The 13,324-nt window shown below is 68.1% G+C and carries 15 protein-coding genes; 11 read left to right on the top strand and 4 right to left on the bottom strand.

Translation table 11 applies throughout. From position 1 onward, the window contains the following. Positions 1–5 precede the first annotated feature (5 nt). The 6 genes from EV678_RS08245 to EV678_RS08220 all read left to right on the top strand — a co-directional run bounded on the left by EV678_RS08245 (position 6) and on the right by EV678_RS08220 (position 5,523). Complete coding sequence (locus EV678_RS08245) at positions 6–1,025, top strand: sensor histidine kinase (RefSeq protein WP_235832420.1); 1,020 nt, start codon at positions 6–8, stop codon at positions 1,023–1,025. Further along, complete coding sequence (locus tag EV678_RS08240) at positions 1,022–1,807, top strand: LytR/AlgR family response regulator transcription factor (protein WP_130459140.1); 786 nt, start codon at positions 1,022–1,024, stop codon at positions 1,805–1,807. The genes EV678_RS08245 and EV678_RS08240 overlap by 4 nt, the downstream gene beginning before the upstream one ends. 41 nt (positions 1,808–1,848) lie before the next feature. Continuing rightward, entirely contained in the window at positions 1,849–2,277 is a 429-nt protein-coding gene (locus EV678_RS08235) for a hypothetical protein (protein WP_130459139.1), read from the top strand. 31 nt (positions 2,278–2,308) lie between these two features. Further along, positions 2,309–2,638, top strand: a complete 330-nt coding sequence (locus tag EV678_RS08230; RefSeq protein ID WP_130459138.1) for a hypothetical protein — start codon at positions 2,309–2,311, stop codon at positions 2,636–2,638. A 425-nt stretch (positions 2,639–3,063) separates the two neighbouring features. Continuing rightward, entirely contained in the window at positions 3,064–3,840 is a 777-nt protein-coding gene (locus EV678_RS08225; RefSeq protein WP_130459137.1) for a ferritin-like domain-containing protein, read from the top strand. A gap of 252 nt (positions 3,841–4,092) precedes the next feature. Then, on the top strand, positions 4,093–5,523 hold the full coding sequence (locus EV678_RS08220; RefSeq protein ID WP_130459136.1) for an aldehyde dehydrogenase family protein: 1,431 nt from the start codon (positions 4,093–4,095) through the stop codon (positions 5,521–5,523). Between the two features lie 64 nt (positions 5,524–5,587). Here the strand turns inward: EV678_RS08220 and EV678_RS08215 are convergent, their stop codons facing one another. Further along, on the bottom strand, positions 5,588–6,082 hold the full coding sequence (locus EV678_RS08215) for an HPP family protein (protein WP_130459135.1): 495 nt from the start codon (positions 6,080–6,082) through the stop codon (positions 5,588–5,590). Positions 6,083–6,191: 109 nt separating this feature from the next. Here EV678_RS08215 and EV678_RS08210 point away from each other — a divergent pair, with 109 nt between their 5' ends. Both EV678_RS08210 and EV678_RS08205 read left to right on the top strand, forming a co-directional pair. Then, positions 6,192–6,782 carry a TetR/AcrR family transcriptional regulator gene (locus EV678_RS08210; RefSeq protein WP_130459134.1) on the top strand — a complete coding sequence of 197 codons (591 nt, stop codon included), beginning with the start codon at positions 6,192–6,194 and terminating at the stop codon, positions 6,780–6,782. 356 nt (positions 6,783–7,138) lie between these two features. Beyond that, positions 7,139–7,588, top strand: a complete 450-nt coding sequence (locus EV678_RS08205) for a GreA/GreB family elongation factor (protein ID WP_130459133.1) — start codon at positions 7,139–7,141, stop codon at positions 7,586–7,588. A 45-nt stretch (positions 7,589–7,633) separates the two neighbouring features. Here the strand turns inward: EV678_RS08205 and EV678_RS08200 are convergent, their stop codons facing one another. Continuing rightward, entirely contained in the window at positions 7,634–9,100 is a 1,467-nt protein-coding gene (locus EV678_RS08200) for a 3'-5' exonuclease family protein (RefSeq protein WP_130459132.1), read from the bottom strand. Positions 9,101–9,266: 166 nt separating this feature from the next. Between EV678_RS08200 and EV678_RS08195 the strand changes: the two genes are divergently transcribed. Genes EV678_RS08195 through EV678_RS08185 form a run of 3 tightly spaced genes read left to right on the top strand, consistent with a single transcriptional unit; the run spans position 9,267 to position 10,714 of the window. Next, on the top strand, positions 9,267–9,860 hold the full coding sequence (locus tag EV678_RS08195) for a phosphoheptose isomerase (protein ID WP_014235225.1): 594 nt from the start codon (positions 9,267–9,269) through the stop codon (positions 9,858–9,860). Continuing rightward, positions 9,857–10,516, top strand: coding sequence for a BON domain-containing protein (locus tag EV678_RS08190; protein ID WP_130459131.1), 660 nt, complete (start codon positions 9,857–9,859; stop codon positions 10,514–10,516). Before EV678_RS08195 ends, EV678_RS08190 begins: the two co-directional genes overlap by 4 nt. A 3-nt stretch (positions 10,517–10,519) precedes the next feature. Continuing rightward, entirely contained in the window at positions 10,520–10,714 is a 195-nt protein-coding gene (locus EV678_RS08185) for a YqaE/Pmp3 family membrane protein (RefSeq protein ID WP_014235223.1), read from the top strand. Positions 10,715–10,803: 89 nt separating this feature from the next. Here EV678_RS08185 and EV678_RS08180 read toward each other — a convergent pair whose 3' ends face one another. Together EV678_RS08180 and EV678_RS08175 are read right to left on the bottom strand one after the other, a co-directional pair. After that, the gene (locus EV678_RS08180) at positions 10,804–11,244 is read right to left on the bottom strand and encodes a DUF411 domain-containing protein (protein ID WP_014235222.1); all 441 of its coding nucleotides are present in this window, start codon (positions 11,242–11,244) and stop codon (positions 10,804–10,806) included. 119 nt (positions 11,245–11,363) lie between these two features. Beyond that, complete coding sequence (locus tag EV678_RS08175; RefSeq protein ID WP_130459130.1) at positions 11,364–13,181, bottom strand: methyl-accepting chemotaxis protein; 1,818 nt, start codon at positions 13,179–13,181, stop codon at positions 11,364–11,366. Between the last annotated feature and the right edge of the window lie 143 nt (positions 13,182–13,324).

Raw genomic sequence — 13,324 nt, 5'->3', positions numbered from 1 at the left:
ATAAGTTGGCAAGTATAAAGCAAAACCCCGCTGCCCATCCCCTGCCGGACTGCCGCAATCTGGGCGTCATGCTGCGCATCCTGCTGGGGGCCAACCTGCTGGTGGCTGCCGCTGCCCTGCTGCTGGCGCCCCGTCTGGAGGACTGGCCCCAGCGCCTGGTGGAACTGGCCACCTGGTGCGAGCCCCTGCTGCTGTCCACCCTGGGGCTGCTGGCCCTGGGCCGGGACTGGCTGTGGCGCCTCAAGCCCCGGGCCGGCCAGGCCCTGGTGCTGTTGCTGGTGATGGCCCAGGCCCTGCTGTTCTTCGACTTCTGGCGTTTCATGGGCCTCATCGAAGGCGGCTGGGGCGCTGCCCTGCGGGCGGCCCTGCTGGCGGCGGCGGCGACCCTGCCCCTGCTCCTCTATTTCAGCCTGCGGGCCCGGGCCTTCTCCCCCGCCGTGGCCGAGGCCCGCCTGCAGGCCCTGACCGCCCGCATCCGCCCCCACTTCCTCTTCAACAGCCTCAACGCCGTGCTTTCCCTCATCCGCCAGGACCCGCGGCGGGCCGAGACGGCCCTGGAGGAGCTGGCCGACCTGTTCCGCGCCCTGATGCGGGATGCCCGCAATCTCTCGCCCCTGTCCGACGAAATCGCCCTCTGCCGCCAATACCTGGGGCTGGAAAAGCTGCGCCTGGGCGAGCGGCTCAAGGTGGAGTGGGACATCGTGGACGTGCCCGACGACGCCCTGGTGCCGCCCCTGATGCTGCAGCCCCTGCTGGAGAACGCCGTCTACCACGGCATCGAGCCCGGGGAGGGCAGCGGCACCATCCATATCGGTTTTTCCCGCCAGGGCGACGCCATGGTGGCGGAACTGACCAATCCCTGTCCCCCGGGCCAGGGTCACCATGCCGGCAACCGCATGGCCCTGGCCAACATCCGGGAGCGCCTGGACCTCTACTACGACCTGGAGGCGCGCCTGGAAAGCAGCGAACAGAACGGCACCTACCGGGTGCGCATCACCCTTCCCCTGCGGAGACCGTTGCCATGACCGAGCCCACGCCCGCCCCTCTCAGCATCGTCCTGGTGGATGACGAAGCGCCGGCCCGCCGGCGCATGGGCACCCTGCTGGAGGACCTGGCCCTGGAACTGCCGACCCGGGTGGTGGGGGAGGCCGGCGACGGCGAAGCGGCCCTGGAACTGATCCAGCAGGTGCAGCCCGACGTGGTGCTGGTGGACATCCGCATGCCCAAGATGGACGGCCTGGAGCTGGCCCGCCACCTGGCCGGCCTGCCGCGGCCGCCGGCGGTGATCTTCGCCACCGCCTACGACAGCCACGCCGTCCAGGCCTTCGACCTCAATGCGGTGGATTACCTGCTCAAGCCGGTGCGTCTGGCCCGCCTCCAGGCCGCCCTGGAAAAGGCCCGGCTGGTGGGTCCCCTCACTGCCGAACGTCTGGCCAAGGTGCGTCAGGAGTCCGGCCAGGGCGCCCGCCGCCACTTCTCCTGCCACGAACGGGGCCGCATCCTGCTGGTGCCGGTGCAGGACGTGCTCTATCTCAAGGCCGATCTCAAATACGTCACCGCCCGCACCCGGGAGCGGGAATACCTGCTGGACGAGGCCCTCACCCATCTGGAGCAGGAATTCGCCGAACGCTTCATCCGCCTGCACCGCAGCGTGCTGGTGGCCAAGGATGCCCTGGCCGGTTTCGAGCGGGGCCAGGGGGACGGGGAAGAGGGCGGCGAACAGTGGCTGGCCCTGCTCAAGGAAGTGCCGGAAAAACTGCCGGTGAGCCGCCGCCAGTGGGCGACGGTGAAGCAGTACGCCAAGTAGGCGGTGTTTGGCGTGAGTTTTCGCTATACAGAGAGAGTGGGATGAAGAAATTTCTGCTGCTGCTTGCTGCCGTATTCCCTGCCCTGTCGGCCCAGGCCGCGTCCCCGTCGTCCGAGGTGGAGCTGAAGTTCAGTCCCATCGTTGGGACCTGGTCTTTCCGTTTGCCCAATGGCTGCACGGAGCGACACACCTACCGTGCGAACGGCTTTCTCTCCGGCACCAGCGGCGAGGAGTATGTGGAGGAACGCTACGAGCTGTCGGCGGTGCCGGACGTCAATGGGTTTTACACCCTGACCGGGCACAACCTGAAGGACAGCGGCGGCCCCGACTGTTCAGGCTCCAGTGAGGATTTTTCCGGCAGGGACTGGACCGTCTTCGTGCGTTTCTCGGCGGATTACGCCAAGTACGTTGCCTGCGTCGAACCCCGGCCGGATCGGTGCTGGGGCCCCTATCTCAAGGAAGCGCCGTGACCGGCCCGGCGATCGCCGAGCCCGTCTGGCCATGAAGGCGGCCACTTCCGGCAGCGCCCGGCGGCGCACCGCGCCGGTGTTCGTCGCCCTGGTCGGCCTCTACGGCCTGTTGCTGCTGCCGGGGCTGTTCTTCCCCGCCTACCTGGATTCGCCCCTGGGGCTGCTGGCGGCGATTCCCTATCTTTCCATCTACCTGTTCCACGCCCTGGGCCTCCCCGGGCTGCTGCAGCACGATGGGGCCTGCGGCTGGGGCTGGTGTGCGCCGAGCCTGGCGGGCTGGGCCTTCCTGCTGCTGCTGTGGGGCGGCCTGGCCTGGCTGGCCGCCCGGGGGCTTTGCTCCTTGCTGCCACCTAGAGACTGAGGGCCACGGCGCCGGCGCAGAAGGCCACTACGGCCAGCAGCAGGACCTGGGTCAGTTTGTGGTGGATTTCCAGTTCCCGCAGGGTCATTTCGATTTCAGTTCCGTTCATGATTTTTCTCCGTAAAGGTCGATGGTGACGGACGCTCCCACTTTGCTTTCAGCAAAGGCCGTGCCCGATGCGCGGTCAGGCTCCCAGGCTTGCTGTCGGACCTCCGGGATCAAGGCAGGACGCGGCTTTCCGGGTGGTGGGAAAGGTTGGCCGGCGCGTTCCCCCGGGGGCGCTTGCCATGCACCACGGTGGCGCCTTGTTTGCTAGCGATGCACTGCCGCCGGGCGTCAGTCCCGGCGTTCCCGTCGTCTGTCCCGCGCTGCAGCGGTCCCCTATTTTTGGCACACTGCCGTTTCCTTTTGATGAACGTCCGCCCATGCTCCGCCAGCAAGCCCTCGCCGCCCTGATGCTCGATACCGTGCCCGCCAAGGTGGCGGCGGTGCTGGCCCTCGATCCGGCGGGGCCGGTGGCGCCGGGCCTGCGGCTTGTGCCAACCGCGCCCCTGCTGGGGCGGCCACCGCGGCCGCTGCTGGTGCCGCCGGCCGAAGTGCCGCGCCGTTCCCTGCACACGGCGGAGGGACGGGCCGCCCTGCTGCACGCCATCGCCCATATCGAGTTCAACGCCATCGACCTGGCCCTGGACATCGTCTGGCGCTTCCCCGATCTGCCCGAGGATTTTTACCGGGACTGGCTGCGCATCGCCCGGGAGGAGGCCCAGCACTTCACCCTGGTGGACGACCATCTGCGCACCCTGGGCTACGCCTACGGCGACTTTGCGGCCCACCGGGGCCTGTGGGACATGGCGGAGAAGACGGCGGACGACGTGCTGGCCCGCCTGGCCCTGGTGCCCCGGGCCATGGAAGCCCGGGGGCTGGATGTGAACCGGGGCATCCGCGACAAGCTGGTGCAGGCCGGGGAGGTCGCCGCCGGCCCGATCCTGGATGTCATCCTGCGGGACGAGATCGGCCATGTGGCGGCGGGCAACCGCTGGTATCGCCACGTCTGCCGCGAGCGGGGCCTGGAGCCCCTGGCGGCGGAGGCGGAGCTGGCGGCCCGCTATGGCGCCCCCAAGGTGCGGGGGCCCTTCAACCTGGAGGCGCGGCGGGCGGCGGGCTTCGATGCGGCGGAACTGGCGGCCCTGCTCGGGCGCTGATCTGGCCTTGCTGAAGGCCGGGCCGGCCTGCCGCAGGCGATGGCCTGGGAGCCAGCAACGGCGGCCATCTCCGCCATGCCATGCCCGGGATGGCCGTCCTTCCTGCCTCCTGGCGGCATGCCTCGCCGCTGCCCTTGCCAGTTCCTGCACCGGCTCCGCCCTGCCTTAGAATCCGGGAGTGGGTCCGGCGCGCGTCTGCCCCGATCGGCCCCGCCGGGCCCACGCCAGAAAACCAGAAGAGGAGACTTCCCCATGCAGCAGCATTCCCGTTTCTACATCGGCGGCCAGTGGGTCGCCCCCGACGGCAACGCCTTCATCGACGTGGAGAATCCGGCCACCGAGACGGTCATCGCCCGGGTGCCGGAAGGCACGGCCACCGACGCCGACCGGGCAGCCCGGGCCGCGGCGGCCGCCTTTCCTGCCTGGGCCGCCCTCTCCGGGGCGCAGCGGGGCGCCTTCCTGCAGAAGATCGCCGATGGCCTCAAGGCCCGCCAGGATGAGCTGGGCCGCCTCATCGCCAGCGAGGTGGGCATGCCGGTGAAACTGGCCACCCGGGTCCAGGCCGGCAATCCCATCTTCACCTTCGCCGCCTGCGCCCGCATCGCCGCCGAGGGTTTCGCCGAGGAGCGCATCGGTCAGTCCCTGGTGCTGAAGGTGCCCACCGGTCCGGTGGCCTGCATCACGCCCTGGAACTTCCCCCTGCACCAGATCGCCGCCAAGGTCGGCGCCGCCCTGGCCGCCGGCTGCACGGTGGTCCTGAAGCCCTCGGAAGTGGCGCCCCTCAACGCCTTCCTCCTGGCCGAGGTGATCGAGGCGGCGGGGCTGCCCGCCGGCGTCTTCAATCTGGTCACCGGCTACGGCCCGGTGGTGGGCGAGGCCCTGGCCGCCCATCCCGCCCTGGCGGCTGTCTCCTTCACCGGCAGCACGGCCGCCGGCAAACGGGTGGCGGCGGTGGCGGCGGCCACGGTGAAGCGCGTGTCCCTGGAGCTGGGCGGCAAGTCCGCCTCCGTGGTGCTGCCGGATGCGGATCTGGCGGCGGCGGTGAAGGGCACGGTGGCCGGCTGCTTCCTCAATTCCGGCCAGGCCTGCTCGGCCCTGACCCGGCTGCTGGTGCCGCAAGAGCGCTATGCCGAGGCTGCCGCCCTGGCGGTGCAGGCCGCGGCGGCCTACACCCTGGGCGATCCCCTGGCGGAGGGCTGCCGTCTCGGTCCCCTGGTTTCCGGCCAGCAGCGGCAGCGGGTGCGGGCCATGATCGACCAGGCCGTGGCCGACGGCGCCGAGCTGCTGTGCGGCGGCAGCGCCGCGCCGGAAGGCTTGCCCACCGGCTACTACGTGCGGCCCACGGTGTTCGGCCGGGTGCGGCCCGATGCCGCCCTGGCCCGGGAGGAGGTGTTCGGCCCGGTGCTGGCCATCCTCACCTACCGGGACGAGGCGGAGGCCGAGGCCATCGCCAACGGCACCGACTACGGCCTGGCGGCTGGCGTGTGGTCTGCCGACGAGGCCCGGGCCCTGGCCTTCGCCCGCCGCCTGCGGGCCGGCCAGGTGGATATCAACGGCGCCTTCTTCAACCTGCTGGCGCCCTTCGGCGGCTTCAAGCAGTCCGGCTACGGCCGGGAGCTGGGGCGCCACGGGGTGGAGGATTTCCTGGAAACCCAGTCCATCCAGCTGCCCCAGCGGCAATAGGGCCTCTGTCGCCGCGGGCCGGCCAGGCGCGGGGCTGGTGCCCCGGCCCTGGCCGCCTCCGGCCTCAATACCAGTACTTGGGATAGCTGCCCCGCTGCCGGGCGTTGTTGACCGCCAGGGCGCAGGCGACGATGACCAGGGCGCCCAGCAGTACCGGGCTGAAGAGAAAGCCGAGGGCCGGCTTGGTCGCCAGGACCAGCAGCGGATTGGCGCCGGCGGGGGCGTGCACCGTGCGCGTCCATTGCATCAGGCCCAGGGCCAGTCCCACTGCCAGGGCCGAGGCCAGCCCGCCGTCCCCCAGGGTATGCAGCACCGCCAGGCCGACGGCGGTGGCCAGAAGATGGCCGCCGACGATGTTGCGCGGCTGGGCCAGGGGGCTGTCGGGCAGGCCGAAGGCCAGCACGCAGGTGGCGCCGAAGGGCGCCATGAGCCAGGGAGTGCCGCTCCACAGGCTGAGTCCGGCGATGCTGCCGATGGCCACGGCGGCACCGAGCATGGAAATGGCGATATAGGCCAGGGGTGGCGCGGGCGGCGCCTTGGCGGCGGACAACGGGAGCATGGGCATTCCTTGGGAGTTGATGTAGACAGGTCTGTATATTGCGCAAGACAGATCTGTCTGTCAATGTGGCGCCATTCCATTTTTCAGCCACCGCTTCCTGGAACCTCCCATGACCGATACACTGCTGGCCCCGCCCGACGATCCGAACCCGGAAGGGGCCCGGGCCCGCATCCTGGAAACCGCTTCCCGGCTCTTCTACCAGCACGGCCTGCGGGGCGTCGGCATCGACCGCATCATTGCCGAGTCCGGCGTGGCGAAGATGAGCTTCTACCGTCACTTCCCGGCCAAGGACGACCTCATCCGGGCTTACCTGGAAGGGCGCCACCGGCGCTGGCTGGCCGGCTTCCAGGCCCGTCTGGCGGCCCGGCCGCCGGAACTGGCCGCCGTTGTCGACATCCTGCTGGCCTGGGCGGCGGAGCCGGACTACCGGGGCTGCGCCTTCATCAACGCGGTGGCGGAAGTGGGGGAGGGCATCGCCGGTGTCGCCGCCATTGCCCGGGCCCACAAGGATGACCTGCAGCGCCTCCTGGCCGAGTGGCTGGCCCCCCGCCTGGGCGAGCGGGCCCCCATGGCGGCCCGCTGCGCCATGGTGGTGGTGGAAGGGCTGATCGTGCGCAGCCAGATGGGCGAAGGCGAACTGCTGGCCAACGACGGGCGCTGGCTGTTGCAGCGTGTTGAAGCGGAGTTTGGCACCGAATAGTCCGTATATCGACGTAAGTGCTTGGCCGACTACCCCCGGCCAGGGGTTGGGCTAGACTGGCGCCATCATCTTTGTGCCCCATATTGGTGCAGCCATCATGCCGTCAGCTTTTTTTGCCGCCATTTTCTTCCGGGGCGCCCGCCGTGGCGAGGCCCGGATGGCGGCTGCGCGGCAGCCGGCGGTGCAGTCCGGGTGGGGCGGCCGGCGTTTCCCGGCCTGTCTCCCGCCGGCCCGGTAGCGCTGCCGAGACGGCCGCTGCCGGGCGTGTTGCCGGTTTCACCCTGTACCCCATTCCCCGTTTACTGTTTGTTGCCGCGCCGACCCTCGAGCCGGACGGCCTGTCGTGAGGAGCTGCCATGCCCCAATCCCAAACCGCCCAGATTTTCCCCGCCCCGGGAGCCCTGATCATTTCCGCCCTGGACCAGGAGCGCCTGGTGGGGCTGATCGAACGCCTCTACCTGCGGGACCAGAGCATCCACGTTTCTGCCGGCACCGTGCTGCGCCGTCTGCGGGCCGCCAACCCGGTGCCGCCGGAAGCCATCCCGCCCAACCTGGTAACCATGAATTCCACCGTGGTGCTGAGCGATGCCGACAGCGGCCGCCGCCGGGAAGTGACCCTGGTCTATCCGGAAGACCACGATCCGGACGAAGGCTGCTGGTCGGTGCTGTGTCCCCTCGGTTCGGCCATTTTCGGCCTGCGCGTCGGCGACCCGGTGCGCCTGGAGATGGAAGGCTGGAGCGAAGGCCGCTGGATCATTGCCGACCTGCCCTTCCAGCCGGAAGCCCGGGGCTGGCTGACCATGTGAGGCCTGCGGCCCAGTCGTAGAAAAGGCGCCCGCGGGCGCCTTTTTTCATGCCGGCTGCACGGGCGGCGTCAGTTCCCGGACCTCCACCGCCCCCTGGGCGATGGCCTTGTTGATCAGGCGGTAGGTCTCCTGGTCGAAGGCGGCGGGGCGGCTGCCCTGCTGCTGCAGGATTTCCCACACCTGCTCTTCCCGCTGGGCGGTGCCCAGGTAGGCCCAGTGGTCCACCACGTGCAGGTCGGTGGTGGAACTGAAGTCGTCCTTTTCCACCAGGCCGATGGGGCCGGCGTAAGGCCACTCCTTAATCTTGAGCTTGGCCAGGGCCGCCATCAGGCGGGCACTGTGCTGGCTGAGGCTCTCCTTGCCGCAGCAGGCGCCCTTGCAGTTGTGCATCTGGTGGCCGAAACAGGGCTTGCCCGGGCGCTGCTTCTCCAGGCCCAGGAGGACGTGGCACAGGTGGTGGGCGTCGCCGATCTTCTTCAGGCTGTTGCGGGCTTCCTTGGCCGAGTTGAAGAGGCCGTAGAGGTCCGGGCTGCGGCCGAAGTCCAGTTCGTCGGCCAGCACCAAGCGGGGACGGAAGTCGCCGGGCGCCTCCTGCACCAGCTGCCAAGCGCACAGTTCGCCGCCCTTCTTCTGGTGCCGGTTGAGGCTGGGGCGGTGGGCCTGCAGCAGCTTGGCCTCCAGCAGCATGGCGCCCAGTTCGCCGGCGGTCTCCCGCCATTCCACCCGGTATACCTGGGCGGCCATGGCCGTATCCCGGGCGTCCTTCTGGTCGCCGGAGAAGTGGGAGAAGACCCGTTGCCGCAGGTTGCTGCTCTTGCCGATGTAGAGGGGCTCGCCGTCCGCCTCCTGGCCGTACAGCAGATAGACGCCGGGCAGTTCCGGCAGGTCGTCCAGGGCTTCCGGCGGCAGGTGGGGCGGCAGCTTGGGGCGCTGGGTCAGGGTCTCCACGGCGGCCCAGATGGGTTCGGGGGCGTACTTGCCGTGCAGGCGGTCCCAGAACTGATGGATCAGGCGGGCGTCGGAGAGAGCCCGGTGCCGGTGCTCGTCGTAGAGGCCGTGGCGTTCCACCAGGGCGTCCAGGCTGTGGCGGTGGTGCTGGGGCTCCAGCTTGCGCGACAGTTTGACGGTACACAGCACGGTGGCGTGGAACTTGAGACCCAGGCGGCGGAATTCGTTTTTCAGGAAGCCGTAGTCGAAGCGGGCGTTGTGGGCCACGAAAAGGCGTCCCTTGAGGCGCCCCAGCACCTCTTCGGCCAGGTCGGCGAAGGGCGGCGCGTCGGCCACCATCTCGTCGCTGATGTTGGTCAGGCCCTGGATGAAGGGCGGGATGGGGATGCCCGGATTGACCAGGCTGCTCCACTGGGTCACGCCGGCGGCCGAGACCTCGACGATGCCGATTTCGGTGATGCGGTCCCGCACCGGGTTGGCGCCGGTGGTCTCCAGGTCCACGAACACCAAAGGTTCGCGGAAAGGGGCTGGAGCGGGGGGAGAGGCGAGGGGCTGGTCGGCCATGCAGGGCACCGGGGCTGAGCGGGGGGTGAAGTCTAGCCCTCTCGCCCGGGGGCGACAATACGTGCCGCCGCTGCGCCCCCACCCGTTACAAGCCGTTACCCCGGGGCGGCGAAGGCCCCATGTTAGAATGGCCCTCACTTTTCCAACGCAACTGCCTCAAACCACTATGGATTTGATTTCCCGCATCAGCCAGCAATTCCAGGACAGCGCCCAGACCAAGCTGGATGCAGTCGAACTGCTGGCCGCCCCCATCGCCGAAGCGGTGGAAACCATGGTCAATTGCCTGGTGAACGACGGCAAGATCCTGGCCTGCGGCAACGGCGGTTCCGCCGCCGACGCCCAGCACTTCGCGGCCGAGCTGGTGGGGCGTTTCGAGGCCGAGCGCCAGGAACTGGCGGCCATCGCCCTGACCACGGACAGCTCCATCCTTACCGCCATCGCCAACGATTACGCCTACAACGTCATCTTCGCCAAGCAGGTGCGGGCCCTGGGCCGCTCCGGCGACGTGCTGCTGGCCATCTCCACCTCCGGCAATTCGGGCAACGTCATGGAAGCCATCCAGGCTGCCCACGATGCCGACATGCGGGTGGTGGCCCTGACCGGCAAGGGCGGCGGCAAGATCGGCGAAATGCTGCGGGAGGGCGATGTGCACCTGTGCGTGCCGGCCGACCGCACCGCCCGCATTCAGGAAGTCCATCTCCTGTCCATCCACTGCATCTGCGACGGCATCGACTGTCTCTTGCTGGGAGTTGAAGAATGATGAAGTCCCTGAAATCCCGTATCGCCCTGCCCCTGCTGCTGGCGGCCCTGGTGCCGGCCCTGCAGGGCTGCTTCCCCGTGGTTGCCGGCGGCGTCACCGCCGGCGTGCTGATGGCCACCGACCGCCGCTCTTCCGGCACCTATGTGGAAGACGAGGGCATCGAGGTGAAGGCCGCCAGCCGTCTCTCCGAGCAGTTGAAGGACAAGCTCCACGTCAATGTCACCAGCTACAACCGCAAGGTGCTGCTGACGGGCGAAGCGGTCAGCGAGGAGGCCAAGGCCCAGGCCGAGCAGATCGTCGCCGCCGTGCCCAATGTGGCCGGCGTCACCAACGACCTGCAGGTGGCGGGCATTAGTTCCCTTTCCGCCCGCAGCAACGATGCCTACATCACCTCCAAGGTGAAGGCCCGCTTCATCGACGCCCAGCGCTTCTCCGCCAACCACGTCAAGGTGGTGACCGAAGCCAGCGTGGTGTACCTGCTGGGCATGGTCACCGAGCGCGAGGCCAAGGCCGCCATCGAGGTGGCGCGCACCACCGCCGGCGTGCGCAAGGTGGTGAATGTGCTGGAGATCATCAGCGATGCCCAGGCCAAGGATCTGGACCTGCGCCAGCAGCAGGATCCCAAGCAGAGCACCTCACCCCGCGCCGGCGGCTGAGCCATGTCCTACATCCTGGCCCTGTTCCTGCCCTTCCTGGCGGTCATGCTGAAGGGCCGCGTCATGGTGGGCATCGTCCTCCTGGTGTTGCAGGTGACCCTGATCGGCTGGCTGCCGGCCACCATCGTCGCCTTCTTCATCATCCACCAGGAGAACACGAAGCAGGCCATCCGCGACGCCATGGGGCGGCCGGACTAGCGCCTGGCGGAGCATCACCATTGAAAAAAGGGGCCATCGGCCCCTTTTTTGTTTGCTGCTGTTTTCTGCTATTTCCCGGCGGGCTAGTCTCAGTGCCGGGCGAAGACCCGGGTCTGGCCGTCGTTGCTCACCAGCAGGGTGTCGTAGGGCTGGGGTCGGGCCGTCTCCATGCCCGGGGCGCCCTGGGGCATGCCCGGCACCGCCAGGCCCACGGCCTTGGGTTTTTCCTTGAGCAGGCGCTGGACGTCGGCGGCGGGCACATGGCCCTCGATGACGTAGTTGCCGATGCGGGCGGTGTGGCAGGAACCCAGGCTGTCCGGCATGCCCAGCTGCTTGCGGGCGGCGGGCACGTCGTCCACGTTGTGGCTGCGCACGGTGAACCCGGCGGCCTGCATGTGTTCCACCCACTGGCCGCAACAGCCGCAGTAGGGGCTCTTGTAAACATCCACCGCGGGCAGGGGCTGGGCGGCGTGGGCCAGTTGGGCGCCCAGGGCCAGCAGGGCGGCGGCGAGGAGGGGAGTCTTGGTCATGGCTTTCCTTCGGCAGGTCGGTGGCACATTGTCGCCGGACTAAGTTCGCCCGGCTTTGTCCTGGATCAGGTTCGGGGAATTGGGCGCCCCGGGCGCGAACCCGGGGCTGCTCCGGCTTCTCACATGGCGAGCAGGGCGTCGGCCGGCACCCCGACCCGCACGTTGCCCCAGTGGCGGCCGCCGACGTAGATGGGCATGGCGATGTCGCACAGCACTTCGCCGGTATCCCGCTGGTAGGTCTGCAGCAGCATGGGTTCCGTGTTGGCGGCGGAGCGCAGTTCCGAGGGGCGCTCGAACTTGCGGCAGACCCGGTTGCCCACCAGGTCGGTCTCGTAATCGCCGGTGAGGGGCTTGGAGTACTTCAGGTTATGGGCCGAGAGGTAGCTGTCGCTGGTCATGCCCACGGCGAAGGCGCAGCCCGGAATGTCCTTGAGACAGCTTTCCAGCAGGCCCTGGCAGGTCTGGGCATAGGTGTCGCCCCAGCTGACCTTGTATTTCTGCGGGTTGGTGTCGGGAATGGGCTGGTAGCTGCGGTCGAAGATGTTGATGCCCCGCTTGGCCATGGCTTCCAGTTCGGCCTGCAGGTCGTCGCGGAAGCGGCGGGTGCGGTCCACCGCCTGATCGAAGGCGCCGGCGCCGATCTTGAAGCGGGACACCAGCTCCTGCACCGCTTCGGTGGCCTGGGCCAGCTCCAGGGTACGTTGCTCCGATTCCTCCATGTGCTGGGCGACGCTGCCGGAGAGGCGGTGGATGCCGTCCACGTTCTCATGCACCTGCTCGTTGGTGGCGGACAGTTCCTCCATGGCGGCGGCGATCTGCAGCAGCTTTTCGCTGGTGCCTTCGAAATCCCCCACCATGCGCTGGAACTGCTCGGCGGAGCGGCTCACCACCTCCCGGGTCTGCAGCACGTCGGCGTTGATCTCGTCGTTTTCGCTGCGGGTGTTTTCCACCAGGGTGATGACACCGTTGATGTTGCCGGCGATTTCGGCGGTGGCCTTGTTCACCCGCTCCGCCAGCTTGCGCACCTCGTCGGCCACCACGGCGAAGCCGCGGCCCGCCTCGCCGGCACGGGCCGCCTCGATGGCGGCGTTCAAGGCCAGCAGGTTGGTCTGGTCGGCCACGTCCCGGATCAGGGCGGCGATCTGCTTGACGCTCTCGGAGCGGTGGGAAAGGTCGTCCACCGTCTGGTTGAAACGGGTCACCTTGTCGCTGACGGCGTTGATCTTGCCGGCGATGTCCTGCATCTCGCCCAGGGATTGCCGGGCGATGTCCAGATTGCCGTGGGTCGAGTCGGAAATGGCGTGGGTGCTGCCGGAAACGTCCTGGATGGCCCGTGTGCTTTCGCTGCTGGCGGTGAACACGGTCTCCGTCAGGCGTACCTGTTCCCGGGCGCTCTTCACCGTGTCCTCGACCCGGGCCTTCACCAGCACGGCCTCCCGGGCGATGCTGACGGACATCTTGCGCACTTCGCCGATGATCTGCCGCATCTTTTCGGCAAAGCGGTTGTAACCGGCGGAAAGCTCCCGCAATTCGTCCTGGGTGATGAGGGGCAGGTCCCGGGAGAAATCCCCTTCGCCCCGGGCGATCTCGTTGAAGATGCCGGTGATGACCTTCACCGGCCGCACGATGAGGTGGCGCAGGTAGAGGATCTGGCCGATGTTCATGGCCAGGGCCAGCAGGGTCAGCCCACCCATGATGTAGAGGCCGCTGTCCAGGCTGGCGCCGATGCGGGCGAGCAGTTCGGGGCTGGCATTGCCGCTATGCAGCAATTGCTGGATGGTATTTTGTTGGTAGAAATAGACGCCCAGATAACCCAGGTCTACGCAGAAAAGCAGCAGAAAACTGGACAGTTTCTTCGAAAGCGAATTGAAGAAGGTTTTTTCTATATTTTCGTACAACTGCCAGAACGCACTCTTTTGCTGCGGTGCATTATTCATTCCGGGTCTCCTGTGCCAACTATTTCACGTTTTTCGCGGTGGGACCAATGGTAATACGCAAATCCGGTTGCCGAAACTAGGGGGGTTACCGGGTAATGCGATGCATTTTCAAAGCGACTGCAATGCATGCCTTTTTCATGGCC

Source organism: Azospira oryzae (assembly GCF_004217225.1).
GTDB lineage: Bacteria > Pseudomonadota > Gammaproteobacteria > Burkholderiales > Rhodocyclaceae > Azospira > Azospira oryzae.
This window is presented reverse-complemented; position numbering and strand designations above follow the sequence as displayed.